At 31.3% G+C, this 22,285-nt stretch carries 20 protein-coding genes; 10 read left to right on the top strand and 10 right to left on the bottom strand.

Annotation, left to right across the window (positions count from 1 at the left end; translation table 11 throughout):
* Positions 1 to 19 precede the first annotated feature (19 nt).
* A complete protein-coding gene (tyrS, locus tag KCTC32516_RS03775; RefSeq protein ID WP_301402075.1) occupies positions 20 to 1,312 on the bottom strand; it encodes a tyrosine--tRNA ligase in 1,293 nt (430 codons plus the stop codon).
* A gap of 62 nt (positions 1,313 to 1,374) precedes the next feature.
* On the opposite strand from tyrS, the gene KCTC32516_RS03770 reads away from it, so the two are divergent.
* A complete protein-coding gene (locus KCTC32516_RS03770; protein WP_301402073.1) occupies positions 1,375 to 2,388 on the top strand; it encodes an NAD-dependent epimerase/dehydratase family protein in 1,014 nt (337 codons plus the stop codon).
* Between the two features lie 6 nt (positions 2,389 to 2,394).
* Here the strand turns inward: KCTC32516_RS03770 and KCTC32516_RS03765 are convergent, their stop codons facing one another.
* From KCTC32516_RS03765 to KCTC32516_RS03755, 3 genes are read right to left on the bottom strand one after another with little or no spacing between them, the layout of a single operon-like run.
* A complete protein-coding gene (locus KCTC32516_RS03765) occupies positions 2,395 to 2,748 on the bottom strand; it encodes a DUF4296 domain-containing protein (protein ID WP_301402071.1) in 354 nt (117 codons plus the stop codon).
* A 2-nt stretch (positions 2,749 to 2,750) separates the two neighbouring features.
* The gene (locus tag KCTC32516_RS03760; protein ID WP_301402069.1) at positions 2,751 to 4,088 is read right to left on the bottom strand and encodes a dihydroorotase; all 1,338 of its coding nucleotides are present in this window, start codon (positions 4,086 to 4,088) and stop codon (positions 2,751 to 2,753) included.
* Between the two features lies 1 nt (position 4,089).
* A complete protein-coding gene (locus KCTC32516_RS03755; RefSeq protein WP_301402067.1) occupies positions 4,090 to 4,809 on the bottom strand; it encodes a polyprenol monophosphomannose synthase in 720 nt (239 codons plus the stop codon).
* A gap of 83 nt (positions 4,810 to 4,892) precedes the next feature.
* Between KCTC32516_RS03755 and KCTC32516_RS03750 the strand changes: the two genes are divergently transcribed.
* Both KCTC32516_RS03750 and KCTC32516_RS03745 read left to right on the top strand, forming a co-directional pair.
* On the top strand, positions 4,893 to 5,534 hold the full coding sequence (locus KCTC32516_RS03750; RefSeq protein WP_301402065.1) for a DUF4271 domain-containing protein: 642 nt from the start codon (positions 4,893 to 4,895) through the stop codon (positions 5,532 to 5,534).
* A gap of 15 nt (positions 5,535 to 5,549) precedes the next feature.
* Entirely contained in the window at positions 5,550 to 6,296 is a 747-nt protein-coding gene (locus KCTC32516_RS03745) for a uroporphyrinogen-III synthase (protein ID WP_301402063.1), read from the top strand.
* 85 nt (positions 6,297 to 6,381) lie between these two features.
* On the opposite strand, the gene radA is transcribed toward KCTC32516_RS03745, so the two are convergent.
* The 4 genes from radA to panC all read right to left on the bottom strand — a co-directional run bounded on the left by radA (position 6,382) and on the right by panC (position 10,159).
* A complete protein-coding gene (gene radA / locus KCTC32516_RS03740) occupies positions 6,382 to 7,740 on the bottom strand; it encodes a DNA repair protein RadA (RefSeq protein WP_301402060.1) in 1,359 nt (452 codons plus the stop codon).
* Between the two features lie 207 nt (positions 7,741 to 7,947).
* A complete protein-coding gene (locus KCTC32516_RS03735) occupies positions 7,948 to 8,898 on the bottom strand; it encodes a lysylphosphatidylglycerol synthase transmembrane domain-containing protein (protein WP_301402057.1) in 951 nt (316 codons plus the stop codon).
* A 2-nt stretch (positions 8,899 to 8,900) separates the two neighbouring features.
* Positions 8,901 to 9,251 (bottom strand): aspartate 1-decarboxylase, encoded by a 351-nt coding sequence (gene panD / locus KCTC32516_RS03730; protein ID WP_301402055.1) that lies wholly within the window; start codon positions 9,249 to 9,251, stop codon positions 8,901 to 8,903.
* A 68-nt stretch (positions 9,252 to 9,319) separates the two neighbouring features.
* The gene (gene panC / locus KCTC32516_RS03725) at positions 9,320 to 10,159 is read right to left on the bottom strand and encodes a pantoate--beta-alanine ligase (protein ID WP_301402053.1); all 840 of its coding nucleotides are present in this window, start codon (positions 10,157 to 10,159) and stop codon (positions 9,320 to 9,322) included.
* A gap of 97 nt (positions 10,160 to 10,256) precedes the next feature.
* Here panC and KCTC32516_RS03720 point away from each other — a divergent pair, with 97 nt between their 5' ends.
* From KCTC32516_RS03720 to KCTC32516_RS03700, 5 genes are all read left to right on the top strand, one after another.
* A complete protein-coding gene (locus KCTC32516_RS03720; protein ID WP_301402051.1) occupies positions 10,257 to 11,069 on the top strand; it encodes a glycogen/starch synthase in 813 nt (270 codons plus the stop codon).
* 20 nt (positions 11,070 to 11,089) lie between these two features.
* Complete coding sequence (locus KCTC32516_RS03715) at positions 11,090 to 12,622, top strand: DUF4270 family protein (protein WP_301402048.1); 1,533 nt, start codon at positions 11,090 to 11,092, stop codon at positions 12,620 to 12,622.
* Between the two features lie 10 nt (positions 12,623 to 12,632).
* A complete protein-coding gene (gene glmS / locus KCTC32516_RS03710; protein ID WP_301402046.1) occupies positions 12,633 to 14,489 on the top strand; it encodes a glutamine--fructose-6-phosphate transaminase (isomerizing) in 1,857 nt (618 codons plus the stop codon).
* Between the two features lie 176 nt (positions 14,490 to 14,665).
* Positions 14,666 to 18,655, top strand: coding sequence for a PAS domain-containing protein (locus KCTC32516_RS03705; RefSeq protein ID WP_301402043.1), 3,990 nt, complete (start codon positions 14,666 to 14,668; stop codon positions 18,653 to 18,655).
* A gap of 255 nt (positions 18,656 to 18,910) precedes the next feature.
* A complete protein-coding gene (locus KCTC32516_RS03700) occupies positions 18,911 to 19,276 on the top strand; it encodes a response regulator (RefSeq protein WP_301402041.1) in 366 nt (121 codons plus the stop codon).
* A 313-nt stretch (positions 19,277 to 19,589) separates the two neighbouring features.
* On the opposite strand, the gene KCTC32516_RS03695 is transcribed toward KCTC32516_RS03700, so the two are convergent.
* Positions 19,590 to 20,198 (bottom strand): FAD-dependent oxidoreductase, encoded by a 609-nt coding sequence (locus KCTC32516_RS03695; RefSeq protein ID WP_301402039.1) that lies wholly within the window; start codon positions 20,196 to 20,198, stop codon positions 19,590 to 19,592.
* Position 20,199: 1 nt separating this feature from the next.
* The gene (locus KCTC32516_RS03690; RefSeq protein WP_301402038.1) at positions 20,200 to 20,778 is read right to left on the bottom strand and encodes a MarC family protein; all 579 of its coding nucleotides are present in this window, start codon (positions 20,776 to 20,778) and stop codon (positions 20,200 to 20,202) included.
* A gap of 84 nt (positions 20,779 to 20,862) precedes the next feature.
* Here KCTC32516_RS03690 and KCTC32516_RS03685 point away from each other — a divergent pair, with 84 nt between their 5' ends.
* Both KCTC32516_RS03685 and KCTC32516_RS03680 read left to right on the top strand, forming a co-directional pair.
* Positions 20,863 to 21,435 (top strand): DUF3109 family protein, encoded by a 573-nt coding sequence (locus tag KCTC32516_RS03685; protein ID WP_301402036.1) that lies wholly within the window; start codon positions 20,863 to 20,865, stop codon positions 21,433 to 21,435.
* 27 nt (positions 21,436 to 21,462) lie between these two features.
* Positions 21,463 to 21,990, top strand: a complete 528-nt coding sequence (locus tag KCTC32516_RS03680; RefSeq protein WP_301402035.1) for a hypothetical protein — start codon at positions 21,463 to 21,465, stop codon at positions 21,988 to 21,990.
* Positions 21,991 to 22,285: the final 295 nt, after the last annotated feature.

Here is a 22,285-nt window from a genome sequence, read left to right as displayed (position 1 = left end):
TGACAGAATTTCTATAAATTTACTCAACGTTTAATAAAAAATAACTTTTCTTTCCGCGTTGTAATAACACATATTTATTTGCAATTAAATCATCAGAAGTAATGGTATATTCTTCTTTTACTTTTTCTTTATTTACAGAAACAGCATTTTCTTTTAATGCTCTACGTGCATCAGAATTTGAAGCTAAAAAGTTCGTTTTTGCTGCCAAAGCACCAATCATATCTAAACCGTTTTCAATCTCTTCTTTTGTAACGGAAGCTTGCGGAACACCTTCAAAAACATCTAAAAAGGTTTGTTCGTCTAACGATTTAATATCGTCAGAAGTAGATTTTCCAAACAAAATATTAGAGGCTTTTATAGCATTTTGATACTCCTCTTTTCCGTGAACTAAAACGGTAACTTCTTCTCCTAAACGTTTTTGTAAAACTCTAACGTGTGGAGCTTCTTTGTGTTCTTTAACCAAAGAATCAATTGTTTCTTTGTCTAAAAAAGTAAATATTTTTATATATTTTTCTGCATCCTCATCAGAAGTATTTAACCAATATTGGTAAAATTTATACGCAGAAGTTCTCTTGGCATCTAGCCAAACATTTCCCCCTTCAGACTTTCCGAATTTAGAACCATCAGATTTTGTGATTAACGGACAGGTAATTGCGTATCCTTTTCCGCCACCAATTCTTCTAATTAATTCTGTTCCGGTTGTAATATTTCCCCATTGATCAGAACCACCCATTTGTAAAGTTGCTGATTTTTCTCTGTACAAATGCAAGAAATCATATCCTTGAACCATTTGATAGGTAAATTCCGTAAAAGACATTCCTTCTTTAGATTCTGAGCTAATTCTGTTTTTTACAGAATCTTTTGCCATCATATAATTTACAGTAATGTGTTTACCAACATCTCTGATAAATTCTAGGAAAGAAATTTCTTTCATCCAATCGTAATTATTGACCAAAAGTGCTGCATTTTTTGCATCAGAATCAAAATCTAAAAAATGTCCTAATTGCGCTTTTACACATTCTTGATTATGACGTAAGGTTTTTTCATCCAATAGATTACGTTCAGAAGATTTTCCTGAAGGATCACCAATCATACCCGTTGCACCTCCAACCAAAGCAATTGGTCTATGTCCACATCTTTGATAATGTGCCAATAACATAATAGGAACTAAATTACCAATGTGTAGCGAATCTGCCGTTGGATCAAAGCCAACATACGCGCTACGCATTTCTTCTAATAAGTGTTCTTCTGTTCCAGGCATGCTATCGTGTAACATTCCTCTCCATTGTAATTCTTCAATAAAATTTTTCATCGTCATAAATTAATCAGTGAGCAAAGATACATTTATCGTTTAAAAAATTCTATTTTCGTTATATGATTTTAGTAACAGGAGGCACAGGTTTAGTTGGTTCGCATTTATTATATCAATTAACGGCAAAAAACGAAAAGATTAAAGCAATTTACAGAACCGAAAAAAGTTTTGAAGCTTTAAAAAGAGTCTTTTCTTATTTTACGGATGATGTAGATTCGCATTTTTCTAAAATTGATTGGGTACAAGCGGATATTACAGATGTTCCTTCGTTAACAGCAGTTTTTAAAGAGATTACAATTGTGTACCATGCTGCTGCTTTGGTTTCTTTTGATGAAAAAGAGTATCGAAAAATGCGTCAAATAAATATTGAAGGAACCGCAAATATTGTCAACCAATGTATTGCCAATTCTGTAAAAAAACTCTGTTATGTTAGTTCTATTGCCGCTATTGGGGATGCTATAAATAACGAAATTGTTACTGAAGAAAACGAATGGAATACAGAGGCAAACAATAACGGATATGCAATTACGAAACACGGTGCAGAAATGGAAGTTTGGCGCGGAAGTCAAGAAGGAATTGATGTTGTAATTGTAAATCCTGGTGTCATTCTTGGCGCTGGATTTTGGGATATAAATACTGGGCAATTTTTTTCTAAAGCTGCAAAAGGATTTAAGTATTTTACAGAAGGAGTTACCGGTTTTGTTGGTGTAGAAGATGTTGCAAAAGCAATGATTCAATTGACAGAAAGTTCGGTAAAAAATGAGCAATTTATTTTAGTCTCAGAAAACAATTCCTTTCGAGAAATTTTTACATTCATCGCGAATCAATTTGGTAAAAAACCACCAACAATTCGGATTTCAAGAATGCTTTCAAAAATCTTAAGAAGAATGGATGCGGTTGTTACTTTTATCACTAGAAAAAAACGATTGATTACTAAGGATTCGGTGAACTCTTTACACGGAAAAACACAGTATTCTTCAGAAAAATTTACAGATACAATTGGGTTTACTTTTGAATCAACAAAACAAGTAATTGAAGAAGTTTGCGCGATTTATAAAAAAGAAAAGAACATTTAGAGAAGCTTATTCTGATTTGTCTTTTAAAAGCTCTTCTAGTTCAGCTTTTTTAGCAAGCAACTTGGTGTTTACAGCAGTGTAAATTAACTCATACTCTTCAAGTTTAGACGTGTAATAAAAATTGCTTTTACTAAAGCGTGTACTGTCAATTTTGTATTTATTATATACCAAAGGGATGTAGTTTATTTTACGTTGATTTAGTGTGTTTTTTTCAGGAAAAGCGCTTTTTGCAATAAATAAATCGGTCAATAAAAGCACCATTGTATCCTTCGGAATTAAATCTTTTGGTTTTTTTAAAATGGTGTTGCTTGTACAAGAAGTCAAGACAATTACAATTAAAAAGAACAGTATTTTTTTCATAATTATCGATTAAAAACTAAGCGTTCTCCTTTTATTTCTTCGTTAAATTTTCCGTTTTCGTACATCAAATTTCCGTTGACAAAAGTATGTGTAATTGTTGATGAAAAGGTGGTGCCTTCAAACGGAGACCAACCGCATTTGTATAAAATATTTTCTTTAGAAACGGTGTTTGAAAGAGAGGAATTTACCAACACTAAATCGGCATAAAACCCTTCTTTTATAAAACCGCGTTTTTCTATTTTAAAGATTTTAGCCGGATTATGACTCATTTTTTCTACCGCTTTTTCAATAGAAATTGTTCCTTCTTTTACTTTTTCTAAAATTGCATTTAATGCATGTTGCACTAAAGGTCCACCACTCGGAGCTTTTGTATACACATTGTTTTTTTCTTCAATTGTGTGTGGCGCATGATCGGTTGCAATTACATCAATTCTATCGTCCAATAATGCTTTCCATAAACCCGCTCTATCATTTGCCGTTTTTACTGCTGGATTCCATTTTATCAAAGTTCCTTTTTCATCGTAATCTTTATCAGAAAACCATAAATGATGTATACAAACTTCGGCGGTAATTTGTTTTTCTTCTAACGGAATGTCATTTCTAAAAAGATGTGTTTCCTTTTCTGTTGAAAGATGAAAAATATGCAATCTTGCTCCGGTTTTTTTAGCCAATTCAATTGCTCTTGATGATGACAAATAACAGGCTTCTTCGCTTCGTATAATTGGATGAAATTTTAACGGAATATCATCGCCATAAATAGCCTTATAGTGTTCGGTATTTTTTCTGATGGTAGCTTCGTCTTCGCAATGAACCGAAATTAACATCTTTGTAGATGAAAATATTTTTTCTAACACTTCTTCATTATCCACCAACATATTTCCTGTTGATGAACCTAAGAATAATTTTATTCCGGCGACCTTTTTAGGATTTGTTTTTAGCAATTCTTCTAAATTATCGTTGGTGCCGCCAAACATAAATGAATAATTTGCGTACGAATCTTTTGCAGCAATTTTAAATTTATCCTCTAACAATTCTTGTGTTGTAGCCTGCGGAACGGTGTTTGGCATTTCTATAAAAGAAGTAATTCCGCCAGCAATTGCCGCTTTACTTTCTGTGGCGATGTTTGCTTTATGTGTTAATCCTGGTTCACGAAAATGCACTTGATCATCTATAAAACCAGGCAATAAAAAACTGCCATTTGCATCAATAATATTGGTGTTTTCTGAAGCAGAAATATGTTTAGAAATTTCTTTTATAATGTTGTTTTCGATCAGCAAATCGCCTTTAAAAACAATGTTTTCGTTTACTATTTGCGCATTTTTTATTACCGTTCTATTCATGTTATTTCGGAATTCCTTTGAGTCTTAATTTTAATACACCAAACAAGGCTTCATACACAATTGATCCACTCATTTTAGATTCTCCTAATGTTCTATCAGTAAAAATAACGGAAACTTCTTGAATGTTAAATTTGTGTTTCCACGCTTTAAATTTCATTTCTATTTGAAAGGCATAACCAACAAATCTAATTTTGTCGAGCTTTATAGTTTCAAGCACTTTTCGTTTATAACATACAAAACCTGCGGTGGTGTCGTGAACAGGAATTCTGGTGATAAAACGTACATATTTAGAAGCAAAATACGAAAGCAATACGCGTTTCATTGGCCAATTTACCACGTTTACTCCTTTAGAATATCGAGAACCAATTGACAAATCTGCATCGTTTTTTGCGCACGCATTATAGAGTTTAATTAAATCTTTTGGATCGTGAGAAAAATCGGCATCCATTTCTATAATATAGGCGTACTTTTTTTCGATTGCCCATTTAAATCCGTGAATATATGCAGTTCCTATTCCGTTTTTTTCAGTTCTGTTTTCGATAAATAATTTTTCTGGAAATTCGTTGATAAGATGCGTAACAATTGCTGAAGTTCCGTCAGGAGAATTGTCATCAACCACTAAAATATCAAATGCTTTTTTTTGTTTAAATACAGCTCTAATTATCGCTTCGATATTTTCTTTTTCGTTATATGTAGGAATGATTACTAAAGCGTCTGACATTTTTTTACTAATAAAAAATAAGAGTAACAAATATACGCTATTTTATCACTAATTTTGTGTTATATTTTTCATAAAACGATTAAATGCAGGCTTTAGAACGTATAGAATTCTCTAATAATTGGTTAACGCTTGTTTTTATGGTTGGCCTACTTTTACTTGTTGTTCTAAAAATGCTAAATCATCAGAAGCTTTTTGAGTATTCTAGAGCATTCTTTTTAAAAGGGTTTATTGAAAAAAAAGTAGAAGAAAGAACAGCCTTTTTTAATGCTTTTAACGTTGTTTTATTTCTGTTCTTTGTTTTAGTGTATGCATTATTTTTTACCAATTTAGTAGTGTTTTTTTTACCTGAAACGGAATCAAATTTTCAAATTTTTTTAAAAATCTTAATCCTGGTTTTAGGATATTTTTCAATTTTTTCAATTTTAGATTTAGTGTTGTGTCATTTATTAGAAATAAAAACAGAATTAGCACATTTTATTGCTGCAAAATTGGGATATTCTTATACTATTGCTTTGCTTCTTTTCCCTTTTTTAATACTTAAAGCCTATAGTTTTTTAACTATTTACGTGTTAATAACGGTCTTTGTTGTGTTGTTTACTTTAAGAGGTGTATTAACCTTTATTAATAACAAAAACTTGATTATTAACAAGTTGTTTTATTTTATTTTGTACCTTTGCGCACTTGAAATAGCACCGTTATTAATTATTTATAAAATAACTGTTTAATAAAAAAGGAGATATATGAAAGTGAAAACAATATTGGTGTCGCAACCAGCTCCAAAAACGGAAACTTCACCTTATTTTGACTTGTCTGAAAAACAGAAAGTAAAGGTTGATTTTAGATCTTTTATTCATGTAGAAGGTGTTGAAGTAAAAGATGTTAGAGCTCAAAAAATCGACTTAAATCAGCATACTGCAATTATATTAACAAGTAGAAATGCAGTAGATAATTTTTTTAGAGTTGCAGAAGAAATGCGTTTTAAAGTGCCAGACTCGATGAAGTATTTCTGCCAGTCTGAAGCTGTTGCGTATTACTTGCAAAAATACGTTGTGTATAGAAAACGTAAAATTTATGTAGGAAACAGAACTTTTCCGGAATTATGTAAGTTGATCAAAAAACACAAAGACGAAAAATTCTTATTACCCGCTTCTGATAAATTAAAAGATTTAATTCCTGAAGAATTAAATGCTTTGGGTGTTGATTGGAAACCAGCTACTTTGTATAGAACAGTGGTTAGTGATTTGTCTGATTTAGAAGATGTTTTTTATGACATCTTAGTGTTTTTCAGTCCATCTGGAATTGACTCTTTATTTCAAAATTTCCCAGACTTTAAACAAAATAAAACACGCATTGCCGCTTTTGGAAACACCACAATTAAAGCTGTAACGGATGCAGGATTAGTCTGTAATATTATGGCGCCAGCAGCAGAAACGCCATCAATGACCATGGCGTTAGAAAAATATATTAAAGAAGCAAATAAAAAATAGGTTTCGACTACGCTAAACCTGACAAAATTTAGATAGAGCATATATTATTAAGTTGATGAAAACCGAGCAGCAATGTTCGGTTTTTTTATGCAAACAAGGTCGCGAAAGCTTCTTCAACTTTTCCAACAAGAATCAATTGAATCTTGCGGTTTTTGGTTGTTATTTTATTGTATTTTGATGCTACAAATTTGGTATAACCCAATTTTTCTGCTTCGCTAATGCGTTGATCTATTTTAGAAACTGGTCTAATTTCTCCTGCCAAACCAACTTCTGCGGCAAAACAAACTTGTGGCGAAATTGCAATGTCTTCATTAGAGGATAAAATTGCTGCAACAACTGCCAAATCTATTGCTGGATCATCCACATGTATTCCGCCAGTAATATTTAAAAATACATCTTTTGCACCTAATTTAAATCCTGCTCTTTTTTCTAAAACGGCCAAAATCATGTGCAGTCTTTTTAAATTATATCCCGTTGTTGAGCGTTGTGGAGTTCCGTAAACGGCTGTAGAAACTAATGCTTGAATTTCTATCATTAAGGGGCGAATGCCCTCTAAAGTTGATGCAATTGCTGTTCCGCTTAAGTCATCATCTTTTTTAGAAATTAAGATTTCAGACGGATTTGAAATTTCGCGTAAACCATCAGAAAGCATTTCGTAAATTCCTAATTCTGCTGTAGATCCAAAGCGATTTTTTTGTGCTCTTAAAATTCTGTACGTATGGTTTCTATCGCCTTCAAATTGCAAGACAACATCAACCATATGTTCTAAAATTTTTGGTCCAGCAATTTGCCCTTCTTTGTTGATATGACCAATTAACAAAACCGGAGTTGCCGTTTCTTTGGCAAATTTGATCAATTCTGCTGTGGTTTCTCTAATCTGAGAAATGCTTCCAGGAGTTGCATCAATAGATTCTGTGTGTAATGTTTGAATGGAATCTATGATTAAAAACTCTGGCTGAACTTCTTCTATATTTTTAAAAATTTGTTGTGTATTTGTTTCGGTTAAGATTAAACAGTTAGATGTTGAAGCGTCAATTCTTTCTGCTCTCATTTTTATTTGAGATTGACTTTCTTCGCCAGAAACGTACAATACTTTTTGTGAAATGGATAGCGCAACTTGTAATAATAAGGTTGATTTTCCAATTCCAGGTTCACCGCCTAAAAGCGTCACAGAGCCTTTTACCAAACCGCCGCCCAAAACCGTATCTAATTCGTTGTTGTTGGTTTTAATTCGCTCTTCTGGATTCAGTTGAATTTCATCAATTCGTAATGGTTTCGCTTTCTGTTTTAAAGAAGTAGTTTGTTTCCAACTTCTTTTTTCTTCTCTCTGAATGACTTCTTCAACAATAGTATTCCATTCGTTACAAGTAGCACATTGTCCTGTCCATTTTGGAGTTTGCGCTCCACAGTTTTGACAAAAAAAAGAGGTTTTTACTTTAGCCATTTAAAATGAGTTTCAAAGTTTGAAAGTAACAAAGTTACAAAGTTTATAAGCTGATAACTTTTAAAAATAAGATTTTCTTAAAGTTGATAAAAAGTTGCGTTAGCGATTGAATGGTGTGTTTGAGCTCTATCGCTTTTTTGCGGTAAGCGAGTAATGAAAGCGCGACCTTGGTCCTGAACGCTTTCAGGGTAAAGGAACGCCCAAAAATTACTTGTTCTTATTGTAAATAGGAAGCACTAAAAAAGACAATCCACCAAAAATGATAATCATTCCTGTTTGTGCAGTCCACATAATCCAACCAAAAGCAGTTGCAGGTTCTTCTGAAACTCCAAATAAAGCCAAAGCTCCAGCTACCGCGACAGGATATAACCCAACTCCGCCATTAGTTGCAGCAATACTAAACGCACCAGCGATAAAGCCAATTAAAACGCCGCCAATAGGAACGTGTAAACTTTCAATTGCAGGAATTGTTGCCCAAAACATAGCAACATACATTGCCCAAATAAATATCGTATGAAATATAAAAGCCCATTTCTTTTTCATTTTAAAGATGCTAGTAACACCTTCAATTAAGCCAGAAACAAAAGTTTTAATCTTTAGTAGAAATCCTTTTTTTGCTTTTTTTACAAAGGATGTAAAAACGAAAAATCCAATAATTAAAAGAATAATTAAAAGGATGATTTTTGTTGGGTCAAAATTTTTGGTAAGCAGATTGTAAATAAAATCGAATTGTAGAAAAAGGGTGATTAAAATGATAATCAGTAGCATAATTAAATCAGCAATTCGTTCTGCTACAATGGTTCCAAACCCTTTTTCAAACGGAACGTTTTCGTAATTTGCCAATACAGCTGCTCTAGAAACTTCGCCAGCTCTTGGAATTGCTAAATTCACTAAATATCCAACCAAAACAGCCAAAATGCTATTTCCTAATTTAGGGCTGTATCCAATTGGTTCTAGCATAAATCTCCAACGATATGCTCTAGATAAATGACTTAGAATTCCGAAGAACAATCCTAAACCAATCCACCAATAATTGGCGTTTTTAAAATAAGAAACTAGCGTTGCAATAGAAATATTTGATAAAGAATACCACACTAAAAAACCTCCTAAAACAAGAGGTAAGATAATTTTTAGTATGTTCTTTAGTTGTATGTTCAAACTTAGTTAAGTGTGTTTGTTTTTTCGTTCGGAAAAACCAAAGAAGGTTTAAATTCTTTAGCTTCATCAAAATCCATAAATGCGTATGCAATTAAAATAAGCACATCGCCAACGGCAACTCTTCTCGCTGCAGCTCCGTTTAGCGTAATTTCTCCGCTTCCTCTTTTACCAGGAATTACGTAAGTTTCTAACCGCTCGCCATTATTGTTGTTAACAATTTGCACTTTTTCTCCTTCAATTATATTGGCAGCTTCCATTAAGTCTAAATCAATGGTAATACTTCCGATATAATTTAAATCTGCACCCGTTACTTTAACTCGGTGAATCTTAGATTTTACTACTTGTACTAACATGCGGCAAAAATAAAACTTTTAAATGTATTTGTAACGTAAAAAAAATAAAAAGGAAAGGGAGCTAGTTTTTATAAAGAGATATTATCTATTAATCGAATTCCGCCAATATTTACAGCAATAAAAGCTCTGTTTTTTTTATCAAAATTAATTTCTGATACTTCTGCCAATGTATTTTCTTCTGCAATTGTAAAATATTCTAACTCTAACGAAGTAGTAGCGAATTCGTTTTTTACAAACTCATACATGTCTTTTACTGATTTGGTTTTGGCAAAACCGACGACCTTTTTTAAAGTTTGATAGATAAAAGGAGCTTCACTTCTTTGTTCTTTAGAAAGGCGAATGTTTCTAGAACTCATTGCCAAACCATCATTTTCTCTATAAATTGGACAACCAATAACTTTTACTGGGATGTTTTCTTTTTCTGTTAATTTTTTTACAACCTGTAATTGTTGAAAGTCTTTTTCGCCAAAATAAGAAGTATCGGGTTTTATGATTTCAAAAAACGCTTGTACAATCGTTGCCACACCATCAAAATGACCTTTTCTAAACTTTCCTTCCATTTGATTTTCAATTCCGTCAAAAGAATAGGATTTAGAAACAACAGCTTGTGCATAAATTTCTTCTACTGTAGGAATAAAAACAAAATCACAACCAATATTTTCAAGCAATTCTAAGTCTTCTTTTAATGTTTTTGGATATTTTTTTAAATCGTCAGGATTGTTAAACTGTGTGGGATTTACAAAAATACTTACCACAGTAACATCGTTATTTTCTATGGAGTTTTTTACCAAAGATTGATGCCCTTTATGCAATGCGCCCATTGTTGGGACAAATCCAATTAGCTTGTTTTTTTCTTTAAGTAAAGACAAACAATGAATTAAAGCGTTCTTTTTTTTAAAAATTTGCATAAACTGTACTTGTAAAATGTGTGCAAACTTAGCATTTTAACATGAAATTAGCATAAAAAAGTGTATTTTTGCACTTCTTACAAAAGGGATAGATTTAATGAAAGATAAGAGAATATTATACGTTTCATCTGAAGTAGTACCATATTTACCAGAAACAGAAATGGCATCAACAGCATTTAATGCTGCTAGAAATGCACATTCTAATGGAGTTCAGACACGAATATTTATGCCAAGATTTGGTGTAATTAACGAAAGAAGACATCAATTACACGAAGTAATTAGGTTATCTGGAATGAATTTGATTATTAATGACATGGACATGCCGTTAATTATTAAAGTAGCATCAATTCCGAAAGAAAGAATGCAAGTTTATTTTATTGATAACGAAGAATATTTTAAGCGTAAAGCGATTTTTACAGATGAAGATGACAAGTTATTTGAGGACAATGACGAAAGAGCCATCTTTTTTGCAAAAGGCGTTATAGAAACGGTAAAAAAATTAAATTGGGCACCAGATATTATCCATATTCATGGCTGGATGGCTTCTTTATTGCCTTTGTATTTAAAAGAATTTTACAAAGAAGAACCTCTGTTTACAGAAAGTAAAATTGTAACCTCTATTTACAATAATGATTTTGAAGGAACGTTAAACACTTCATTAGCAGATAAAATTAAATTTGATAAAATTGATGCAAACAAAATAGCTGTATTAAAAACACCTAACCACACAAATATCCTTAAGAGTGCAATAGAAAATTCTGATGCAGTAATTAAAGGAAGCGAAAGTATTTCTGACGACTTAAATAGCTTTATTGAAAGTAACAATAAACCTGTTTTAGAGTATCAAACAGAAGAAAACCTAACCGAAGCTTATTTAAATTTTTATGCTAACGAAGTTTTAGCAAAATAACCAATTATTTTAAAGGAAGAATGATTAAAAAGAGTGCATACATTAGCGTGTTTATATTGTTGATAACAATGGTAGTTTCTTGTGAAAAAGACTTTACAGATATTGCAACTTCAGTAGTAAGTAACACCAAGTTTGAGACAAAAGATACAATTATAGATGTTGTAGTAACAAACAAACAAATTACAAGTGTTAGAGCAGATGGTTTAACTATTGGAGGGTCTCTAGGGCAATATCTTTTGGGGGTTTATAATAACACTAATTACGAAAAAGTTGAAGCATCAACCGTTTCCCAACTGGTGTTAGATCAAACATTAAAGACGAAAGATAAAGGGGAAAGAATTTATGGAAATGATACGACAGTTGTAACAACTATAGACACGGTGTTTTTAAAATTACCATACCAAGCAACTTTAAAAACAGGAACCACTTCAGGATATACATTAGATTCAATTATTGGAGATCAGACAAAAGCATTTACGCTTAATTTGTACAGAACAGATACGTATATGAGTAGGTTAAACCCTGCAGACCCATCAAAAGCAAGTAATTTTCCATCAAACAAAACCTATCAAATTCTTCCAGGAGAATTAAATGCTCAAATAAACTATCCTTTTATGCCAAAAGCAACGGATACAATGATGGTGTTTAAAAGAAGGCTAAGCAATGGAACTGTATATAAAACAGATACAATTAGGCTGTCAAATAACAATCCTTTTGCGAGAGTTACCTTAGATGAAACCAAGATAAAACAAATTTTTGTAGATCAATTTGAGACCTCTAATTTTGAATCGCAAGACGCAATAGAACAATATTTTAAAGGACTTTATATGCAAGCTTCAGGGAATGAAGGCTCGTTAATATCATTTAACATTAATAATTTATCTTTAGCCTTAAGACCATCAATTGAGATTAGATACACCAAAACGGTTTTAAAAGGAGGAACAACAGTATTAGATACAATTGAGAAAACAAATTCATTTTTACTTTCTAATTTTAGCACAAGTGTTTATAAGATGGATGAAAAAGCATATCCAAATAATGGAAACATTGTTTTACAAGGAACGGCAGGAAATATGGCTCAAGTACAATTATTTGCAGCTAATGAACTAGCATCAATAATAAGTAAAAATTGGTTGGTGAATGATGCTGATTTAACTTTTTATGTAAACCAAAACGTTGTTGGAACGGATACAATTTCAACGCCACATAGGTTGTTTTTGTATAAAGATGGAAATTCAAAAGCCCAAATAAAAGATGTTGTTTTTGAGGGGCCTACATCTTTTGGAGGGAGCCTAGTTACAACCAGCAAGAAACCAGATTATTATACGTTTAAAATTACAGATTATATCTCTGATTTAGTTAGTGGAAAAACGAGTTATAATCCAATTTTAGGGCTTAAAGTAATAAACTCATCAGATTTTCCAAATTCTGCTACAGATACTTTGGTTGCAAATTATAGTTGGAATCCAAAGGTAGTTACTTTGTTAAATCATTCAACATCAAATGGCACCAGAAAAGCGCGATTAAAAATAACATACTCAAAGAGAAAATAAAAACACGGCTATGTGTGGAATAACAGGTTACATTGGCTATAGAGAAGCCTATCCAATTGTTGTAAATGGTTTACAAAGATTAGAATACCGTGGCTACGATAGTGCCGGTATTATGATGTTTGATGGAGAAAATATTCATGTTTCTAAAACAAAAGGAAAAGTTTCTGACTTAAAAGAGATTACGAATCAAAACCCACAAACCAAAAAAGGAAATATAGGAATTGGCCATACCAGATGGGCAACTCACGGTGTTCCTAACGATGTAAATTCTCACCCACACACGTCAATGTCTGGTGAACTTGTAATTGTTCATAACGGGATTATAGAAAATTATGATACCTTAAAAAAAGAATTAATCACAAGAGGGTATACTTTTAAAAGTGATACAGATACAGAAGTCTTAGTAAATTTAATAGAAGAAGTAAAAAAACAAGAAGGTTGTAAATTAGGAAAAGCAGTTCAATTAGCGTTAACTCAGGTAATTGGTGCCTACGCAATAGCTGTATTTGATAAATCAAAAACCAACGAAATTGTTGTAGCCCGCTTAGGAAGTCCAATTGCAATTGGAGTTGGAAAAGACAATACGGAATTTTTTGTGGCATCAGATGCTTCACCTTTTTTAGAATATACAAAAGATGCCATTTATTTAGAAGACGAACAAATGGCAATTATAAAACTTGATAAAAAAATTAAAGTTCGTAAAATTTATGATGATTCTTTAGTAGTTGCTAAAATTCATGAATTACAAATGAGTTTAGAGCAAATAGAAAAAGGAGGTTACGAACACTTTATGCTGAAAGAAATTCATGAGCAACCAAAAGCCATAATAGATACGTATCGTGGTAGAATGCTTTCTGATGAAGGCATTATTAGAATGGCTGGCGTTGATGATAATTTAGAAAAGTTTTTAAACGCAAATAGAATTATTATTGTTGCCTGTGGTACATCTTGGCACGCAGGTTTAGTTGCAGAATACTTGTTTGAAGATTTAGCAAGAATACCTGTTGAGGTAGAATATGCTTCTGAATTTAGATACAGAAATCCGATTATTACAGAAAAAGATGTGGTGATTGCAATTTCTCAATCTGGAGAAACAGCAGATACTTTAGCCGCTATTAAATTGGCAAAAGAAAAAGGAGCTTTTGTTTTTGGTGTTTGTAATGTTGTAGGTTCATCAATTGCAAGAGAAACGCATGCAGGAGCTTATACACACGCAGGTCCAGAAATTGGTGTGGCATCAACAAAAGCATTTACAACACAAATTACAGTGTTAACATTAATTGCTCTTAAACTTGGAAAACTAAAAGGAACAATTTTAAAACCTGTATTTCATTCATATTTAAGAGAACTACAGTTAATACCTAGTAAAATAGAAGAATTATTAAAAATTGATAATCAAGTAAAACAGATTGCTTCTGTTTATAAAGATGCAAAAAACTGTTTGTATTTAGGAAGAGGATTCAACTTTCCTGTTGCATTAGAAGGTGCTTTAAAACTAAAAGAAATCTCTTATATTCATGCAGAAGGATATCCGGCAGCAGAAATGAAACACGGACCAATTGCATTGATTGATGAAAACATGCCAATTTTTGTCATTGCTACAAACACAACACATTACGAAAAAGTTGTCAGTAATATTCAAGAAATAAAAGCTAGAGCAGGAAAAATTATTGCGGTGGTAACTCAAGGAGATACTACGGTAAAAGAAATTGCAGATCATGTAATTGAAATTCCTGATACTGAAGAGGCATTTACACCTTTGCTAACAACAATTCCGTTACAATTATTATCGTACCATATTGCGGTACTATTAGGAAGAAACGTTGATCAACCTAGAAACTTAGCAAAATCGGTTACCGTAGAATAAGAAAAATAATCATATATAATTTCAATAAAAAAATCCAACTAATTATTAGCTGGATTTTTTATTATTCGGTATTATCAAAACAGAAGATTTTGTTTTGAAAATACAAATAAAAAATATTCTTATCTTAGGCTTTAAAATTATCATTAGAAACTAATTTTAAGACCTACTCTTAAATTATGAATTATAATCAAATAGCCATATTATTTTTACAGGGGTTTTTAGTTGCCTTTTTAATACTTTTATTATTTCGTCTTCGAAAAAAGTTAGGTCTTGGAGCTTTATTAGCCTGCTTAGGGTTATTTCAATTTATACAGGTATTTCTATCGAGTACTGTTTATGTTGAAATAACTAATAATTTTCTTGTTTCACCTGGTTCTTCTGTTTTTTTTACCGGAACTCTTTTTACCTTACTAATTATATATATAAAAGAAGATGCAAGTGAAACAAAAAAAATAATCTACGCTTTGTTTATTGTAAACATAATAATGGCATTTTTTTTAAATATATTTGACTTGCCTTTTCATCAAACACCAATATTTAACTTTTTAAAGCCTTCAACTATTGTTTTTAACACTAGTGCTAGGGTTTTATTAGTTGGTACAATAGCATTATTTTTAGATTCGTTACTCATCATCATCATCTTTGAATTTATATCCAGAAAAATACGCTTTTTATTCTTGCAGATTTGTATAACAATGTTGATTGTTCTGAGTTTTGACACACTGTTTTTTTCAATAGTAGCTTTTTGGGGTTCTGAGAAACTTCATACAATTGTAATATCAGCCTTAATATCTAAAGGAGTTTTTGCTCTTTTTTACAGCGTTCTTTTTTATGTGTATTTAAGATATTTTGATTTAACAGACAAAGAACTGGTTTACATTAAAATAAAAGACGTCTTTAAACCACTAAGCTATAAACAAAAATTTGAATCTGCAGTACACGTTATTAAAAAGGCAGAAGAAAAACGGGAAGCTGAGTTGATTACTTCTAATAAAGAGAAAGAAAAGAGAATAGAAGAATTAGAGTTTTCTAAACAAAAACTTCAAACTACTTTAGAGTTGCTTGAAAAGAGGGGAAAAGACTTGTATGACATCACTAAGATTGGTAAAATTGGGCATTGGGAATATACAAATGAAGCTGTTACTGTTCTTTGGTCTGATTATCTTTATAATATTTTTGGATTAGATCCAAAAGACGGAATTCCGTCTCGAGAAAAATCTACAGCTTTTTTTGATGAAAATTCTCGGAATAAGATAAAAAAAGCTAGTGAAGATTTAGCTATAACAGGAAAAAATTATGATATTGAGTTGCGATTAATCAATCAAAAAAAACAAGAACTTTGGGTACGAAATGTAGTACAACCGGTATATAACAGTCAAAATGAAATTATTGGAAGAAGAGGTCTTTTACAGAACATTACAGAATCTAAAAACACCCAATTACAGTTAGAACTCTCAAAACAAAATCTTGAAACTATTTTAGAGTCGGTTAAAGAAAATGAGTACTCGTTAAAAGAAGCCGGTAGAATGGCAAAAATTGGTTATTGGAAATACGATACAATAAACGATACAATTATTTGGTCTGAGGCAATTCATCAAATATATGGTAATGATATTGAGAAAGGTGTGCCAGGAATTGAAATAATTCTAGGTGCTTTTACTGAAGAATCTAGAAAAAAACTGATAGACGCAACAGTAACTCTTGCTAGTGAGGGCGTCTCTTTTGATATTGAGTTAGAAATGACCAATTTTAAAAACGAAAAACGCTGGATACGAAATATGGGTGAGCCCATATACAATGATAAAAATGAAATTATTGGTAGAAGAGGCGTATCTCAAGATATTACAGAGAAAAAAATAAAACAACAAACGTTAGATTATCAGCATGAAAAATTATCTGAATTACACAATGCTTTAAACGAGGCGCAGAAACTAAGCCACGTTGGTAGTTGGAAATGGAATATAACAACAGATGAAGCCGAATGGTCTGATGAAATGTATAATATCTACGGAGTTTCTAAAGAGAACTTTTATCCTTCAAACGAGAATGTTTCTAAAACCGTATTGCCCGAAGATCTGTATAAGATAGAGCAAGGTATTAGTTCTCTCTTAGTTGATAAAATGTTTGTTCCTTTTGATTTTAGAATAAGGCGGCCATCTGGCGAGATAAGAAACGTATATATTATGGCTCTTGAAAAAAATTCTGAAGAAAGTATTTTCGGGGTTACGAAGGACATTACTGAGCAAAAAAAAATTGAAGAGGAAAACTTAATGATAACAGAGCAGTATAGAAAACTATTTGATAATTCTACGGCTTCTATTTGGAATGAAGATTTAAGCATGCTAATAGCGCAAATAGACGAACTTAGAAAACTTAAAATACCAAATATTAGAGTTTATCTAGAACAGCACCCTAAGGTGTTATTTTCACTTCTTGAAAAAATAAAAGTAAATAAAGTAAATGATGTTACTTTAAAACTATTTAAAGCAAGTAGCCATCAAGAGTTTTTTGAGAATCTTCAATATTCATTTGGATCTGGATCCAGTAAGGTATTTGCAAAGTTTATAGAATCAATATGGAATAATGAAAAATCATTTACGTCAGAAATAAATTATAAAACCCTTAAAGGAGAAGAGTTTGCTGCAGTACTTTCAATTCCGATTCCTCAAACAGCAATAGAACAAAAAACAGTGCCGGTTAGTAGTCAAAGTATTCAAAGTATAAAAGAGGCTGAATCCGTAAAAAAAGAGTCCTTAAATAAATTAAATGAAGCCCAAAAGTTAGCAAAAATTGGAAGCTGGGTATTAACCCCTTCAACGCAAGAAGTAGAATGGTCTGAAGAGACGTTTTATATCTTTGGTTTCGACCCAAAGAAAGGCGTTCCAGATTTTGAAACTCAGCTTAAAGTAATCCATTCAGATGATAAAGAACTTGTTATTGAGGCTATTCGTTTAGAGAAACCTTTTGACATTGAACATAGAATTACCCTGTTTAAAGGAGGTGAAAAATGGATCAGATCCATTTGTAAACCTATTTTTGGAGATGATGGAGAGGTGGTTAATTTAACAGGGACTATCCAAGACATTACTGAGCAAAAAACAGCCATGCACAAAATTAAAAAGGCAGATGAGATGTATCGTGTATTGACGGATAATTCTAATGACTTAATTTGTTTGCAAGAACCAGATAGCACATTTAAATACATCAGTCCTTCTATAAAAAACTTATTGGGTTATGAGCAATCACAGTTTATGGGTAAAAAAGTATTTAGTTTGGTTCATAGGGATGACATTCCGCTTCTAAAAAGAGCAATGGGGCAAAAGGTTTTTAGCAGCTCAGTTTCCGAAGCTCTTTCTATTAGAATTCGTCATAAAGAAGGGCATTTTGTTTGGTTAGAATTTTTATCATCACCTGTTTATAAAGAGAAAGAGGTTAGTTATTTTGTGACCTCTGCAAGAGATATTACGCAATGGGTGAAAGCAAAGGAAGAGATTCAAGAATATCAAACCGTTCTTCAAAAGATGTCTACTGAAATGACCTTGATAGAAGAAAAACAGAGAAAAGAAATCGCATCAAACATACATGATCATCTAAGTCAATCTTTAGTTATTTCTAAGATGAAAATTAATGAATTGAAAGGAAACTCACAGTTAAAAGAGATTGATGAAGATTTGAGGTTTCTTGAAAAACATATTTCTGAAGCTTTAGAAAATAGTCGTAAAATTACCTATGAACTTTCACCTCCAATATTATATCAATTAGGTATTATTGATGCATTAAATTGGTTATTTGAAAATATAGAAGCTACTCACAAAATTAAATGTCGAGTTACTTGTAATGTAAGTAGTTTTAAAATGAGTGATGTAAAAGCGATTTTACTGTATAGGTCTATACAAGAATTGATTAAAAATGCTTTAAAATATGCCAATGCAACTTTATTAGCGATAGATTTTGATAAAAAGGAAGATGGCTTTCATATACTTTTCACCGATAACGGGGTTGGGTTTGATACCTCTAAATTAAATAATTATAAAAACCATACAGGGTCTGGTTTTGGTTTGTTTGCTGTGCAAGAGCGTATTCGAAATATTCAAGGAGAATTTTTGATAACATCAAAAATAAATGCAGGAACATCTGTAGATATATTTATACCTTTATCTAAATAGCCTATACAAATGAAATTAAAATAAGATTCGTTGATGTTTATAGAAGGAATCTTATGAAAAAAATAGAATTATACATGGTTTCTGAATTGACAAAATAGGCGATTTAAAAAAGGATTAACAGCCAAGAATATTTAACAATTGTTATATGGTTGCTTTGTTTAATAAAAAATAAAAGGATAAGCATTTTGCTTATATAATTATATATAAAACTAGCCTAAATTACACCCGCCTTTAATTAAGGTATCTAACCATATTTTGAAATCCATATTAAGCAATTTATTAATAGTAGAAGATAACTCTTTTATTAGAAATAACCTTTTTAATGCTGTTAAAAACATTAGCGGTATAGGAAGCATTCGTCTAGCAGAATCTTTACAAGAAGCAATTTCTTTTTTGAATGAAACGAATTTTAAATTAATAATACTCGATTTAAAATTGCCAGACGGAAATGGCATTGAAATATTAAAATTTTTTAAAGAAAAACAAATAGAAACAAAAGTTTTTGTTTTTTCTATTAGCATAGAGCTAAAAAAAAATTGCTTAAAATATGGAGCATCTACCTTTTTTGATAAATCTAAAGATTTTGATAAATTAATTGAGGCTGTAAAAAAAGCCTACTAAAAAGAGATTTGCTGCATTGATAACTTTTTAACACCCCTTTACCCTTTTTTAATTTTTATAGTACAAAAAAAGCTAAACTATGTTTATGGTTTAGCTTTTTTTTTTAAAAATCTTGGGGGATAAATTATTTGGAGGGGGGAAGTATATGTAATAATTTGCTGTTCGATTGATTTGTTGCTTTATTGTGTATTAAACCTAACATTACAAATATATACAACAACATAAAACCATTTAATAGGTAGTTTTCTTATTTTTTATATATAGTCAAAAAAAGCGCTAATTCTATCGATTTTATTACTGCAGAGCAACTGTTTTATTCTGCTTTGTCATGAATTTTGGTGTGATTTCCATCATTCCACAGCGTTAAAATATCTGTGGCAACAGAAGCGCCACTTCCGGCAGCAATTGCAAACTGACTTCTAATTCCTGCAATGGTACCACAAACATACAATCCATCTTTTATTAAAGAATCGTTGTTTTGTAACTGAATTCTATCTTTTTTTGGAGTTGCTTTTTTATGCGGAATCACATAATTTTCTAACCCCTTTATTGAAAAAGGGTTTGAATAATTTAAAGCAATTACAACTATTCTAGATTCGTAAACGCCTTTATTTGTAACCACTTTATACGTGCCTTTAAAATCTTCAACAGCAATTACTTTTTCATTTTCTATTTGGTGCACATCAGAATACAATTCAGAAAGTTGCTTTTTACCATTTTCTAAAACATCTTTTCCTAATGTTTTTGGATGCAAGCCTAAGACATTATTAAATAAAGCACTTTGTAAATGTGATGCTTTTTGATTGATGATAATGCCAATCTTTTTATCAGAAGCAAAGGCTTTTTCTTTAGCCGATCCCAATACCAAAGCGCATTGCATTCCTGCCACTCCACCACCAATAATAAGCGAATCAAAAATCATTTTAAATAAATAAAGCTTTAATATTTTGTGTAAATAATTTGACGGCAATTGCTAATAAAATTACACCAAATATTTTTCGAATAATTGTAATTCCGTTTGGACCTATTAAACGTTCAATTTTTGACGAGGTTTTTAAAACAATATAAATGACAACCACGTTGCATAAAACCGCAACAATAATATTTTCTATACTAAATTCTGCCCGTAACGAAAGCAAGGTTGTTAAACTTCCTGGGCCAGCAATTAAAGGAAAAGCCAAAGGAAAAACAGTAGCAGTCATCGCACTGCCATCGTCTTTGTATAGCGTAATTCCTAAGGTCATTTCTAAGGCGATAAAAAACAAAATAAACGAACCTGCAACGGCAAAAGAGTTGACATCAACTCCAATAAAATTTAATAAACTTTTTCCTAAAAAAAGAAAAATTATCATAATAAACCCTGCAATTAATGATGCTTTTCCAGATTGAATATGCCCTGATTTTTTACGTAAATCAATTACAATAGGAATGTTTCCAATAATGTCAATAACGGCAAATAACACCATAAAGGCGGTAATTATTTCTGTAAAATTAAAATTCATTTGGGTTGATTTTATAAATGGCAAAATTAGGTAAGTTAGTTTGATTTAAAGTGAATAATTGTAAAATAAATGTATTTTTGCGATATGTTTCAATTAGGAAAAACAATCGTTTCAGAAGACGTTATTCATAAAGATTTTGTGTGTAACTTATCAGCATGTAAAGGTGCTTGTTGTATTGATGGTGATGCTGGCGCGCCTTTAGAAAAAGAAGAAACCAAAATTTTAGAAGAAATTTATCCGAAGGTAAAACCTTTTTTACGACAAGAAGGAATTGACGTTATTGAGAGTCAAGGAACTTGGGTTACAAGCGATTTTGGAGAATTAGAAACACCATTAATTAATAACGCAGATTGCGCGTATGTAATTTTTGATGAAAATAAAACCGCTTTATGTGCAATAGAAGAAGCGTATAATCAAGGTGTTATCGATTGGAAAAAACCAGTTTCTTGTCATTTATACCCGATTAGAGTTAGAGATTATGCTGAGTTTTCTGCTGTAAATTATCACAAATGGGAAATTTGTGACGATGCTTGTTCTTTAGGAAAAGAACTGCAAGTGCCCGTATATAAGTTTGTTAAACAAGCATTAATTCGTAAATTTGGAGAAGATTGGTATGCAGAATTAGAAAAAGTAGCAGAAACCAATTTAAAAAAATAATTTGTGTTTTAGGTAAAATAAAGAATCATGAAAAACAGAATAGCATTCGTATTCTTAGCAACACTTATAATTTCTTGTGGCAATTTCTTTGAACTCTTAGAATTAAAAATAGATAATAATTTAACTGAAAGTGTAGCTGTTAGTATCCCAAAAACCGTAGGAACTTCAGGGGCATTTAACTTGACAAAAACATTAGATCTTCGTTCAGGAGATTTTGCCAAATATGTAGATAAAATAACTGCAGTAAAAATAAATTCATTTACTTATATATATAAAGATTTTACAGGAAATACAGATGGAGTAATACAATCTGGAACCTTAAAATTTGATTCTACTGAAATAGGCACCATTACAAACTTAAATATTTCTCAAGCGGCAAGTGCAGGAACTGTTTTTTCTATTTCAGATGGTACAGTGATAAGTCAATTAGAAGATGCGTTTGTAAATAATAGTTCAACGGTAATTACTTTAGCAGGAAATGGACTTTCAGATGCAGGGCCAATGGATTTTAAAATTGAAGTTCATATCAATTTAACAGCAACAATAAAACAATAAAAAAACCAACTTTTTTATTAAAATGATTCCTATAGATAGGAGTCATTTTTTTTGCAAAAAAGCGATCTCAAAAAAACAAAAAAAGAGTTGTTAAATTTTTGAAATTTAAAAGGGGTGTTTTTTTAGAAAGTCAATAAAATTAGGGTGTTGTAAAAAATTAAAAAAATAATTTCTTGATTATCAAGTAATTACAAAGTGTTTTTTAAAAACAAAAAAAAGACAAATGTGAAGGTTTTGTTAAAAACTTCAACTTTTTGTGAATAAGTATAACTTCATATTTCAGTCAAATTTTCCA

The organism is Polaribacter huanghezhanensis, from assembly GCF_030444335.1.
Taxonomy (GTDB): domain Bacteria; phylum Bacteroidota; class Bacteroidia; order Flavobacteriales; family Flavobacteriaceae; genus Polaribacter; species Polaribacter huanghezhanensis.
The sequence above is the reverse complement of the archived record's forward strand: the minus strand, read 5'-3'. Positions and strand labels throughout refer to the sequence as shown.

Coding starts and splice junctions, on each gene's coding strand:
- tyrS (WP_301402075.1), bottom strand. CDS start 1,312: ATGAAAAATTTTATTGAAGAATTACAATGGAGAGGAATGTTACACGAT.
- radA (WP_301402060.1), bottom strand. CDS start 7,740: ATGGCTAAAGTAAAAACCTCTTTTTTTTGTCAAAACTGTGGAGCGCAA.
- KCTC32516_RS03750 (WP_301402065.1), top strand. CDS start 4,893: ATGCAGGCTTTAGAACGTATAGAATTCTCTAATAATTGGTTAACGCTT.
- KCTC32516_RS03770 (WP_301402073.1), top strand. CDS start 1,375: ATGATTTTAGTAACAGGAGGCACAGGTTTAGTTGGTTCGCATTTATTA.
- KCTC32516_RS03765 (WP_301402071.1), bottom strand. CDS start 2,748: ATGAAAAAAATACTGTTCTTTTTAATTGTAATTGTCTTGACTTCTTGT.
- KCTC32516_RS03715 (WP_301402048.1), top strand. CDS start 11,090: ATGATTAAAAAGAGTGCATACATTAGCGTGTTTATATTGTTGATAACA.
- KCTC32516_RS03695 (WP_301402039.1), bottom strand. CDS start 20,198: ATGATTTTTGATTCGCTTATTATTGGTGGTGGAGTGGCAGGAATGCAA.
- KCTC32516_RS03685 (WP_301402036.1), top strand. CDS start 20,863: ATGTTTCAATTAGGAAAAACAATCGTTTCAGAAGACGTTATTCATAAA.
- KCTC32516_RS03745 (WP_301402063.1), top strand. CDS start 5,550: ATGAAAGTGAAAACAATATTGGTGTCGCAACCAGCTCCAAAAACGGAA.
- KCTC32516_RS03720 (WP_301402051.1), top strand. CDS start 10,257: ATGAAAGATAAGAGAATATTATACGTTTCATCTGAAGTAGTACCATAT.
- glmS (WP_301402046.1), top strand. CDS start 12,633: ATGTGTGGAATAACAGGTTACATTGGCTATAGAGAAGCCTATCCAATT.
- KCTC32516_RS03760 (WP_301402069.1), bottom strand. CDS start 4,088: ATGAATAGAACGGTAATAAAAAATGCGCAAATAGTAAACGAAAACATT.
- KCTC32516_RS03705 (WP_301402043.1), top strand. CDS start 14,666: ATGAATTATAATCAAATAGCCATATTATTTTTACAGGGGTTTTTAGTT.
- KCTC32516_RS03690 (WP_301402038.1), bottom strand. CDS start 20,778: ATGAATTTTAATTTTACAGAAATAATTACCGCCTTTATGGTGTTATTT.
- panC (WP_301402053.1), bottom strand. CDS start 10,159: ATGCAAATTTTTAAAAAAAAGAACGCTTTAATTCATTGTTTGTCTTTA.
- panD (WP_301402055.1), bottom strand. CDS start 9,251: ATGTTAGTACAAGTAGTAAAATCTAAGATTCACCGAGTTAAAGTAACG.
- KCTC32516_RS03680 (WP_301402035.1), top strand. CDS start 21,463: ATGAAAAACAGAATAGCATTCGTATTCTTAGCAACACTTATAATTTCT.
- KCTC32516_RS03755 (WP_301402067.1), bottom strand. CDS start 4,809: ATGTCAGACGCTTTAGTAATCATTCCTACATATAACGAAAAAGAAAAT.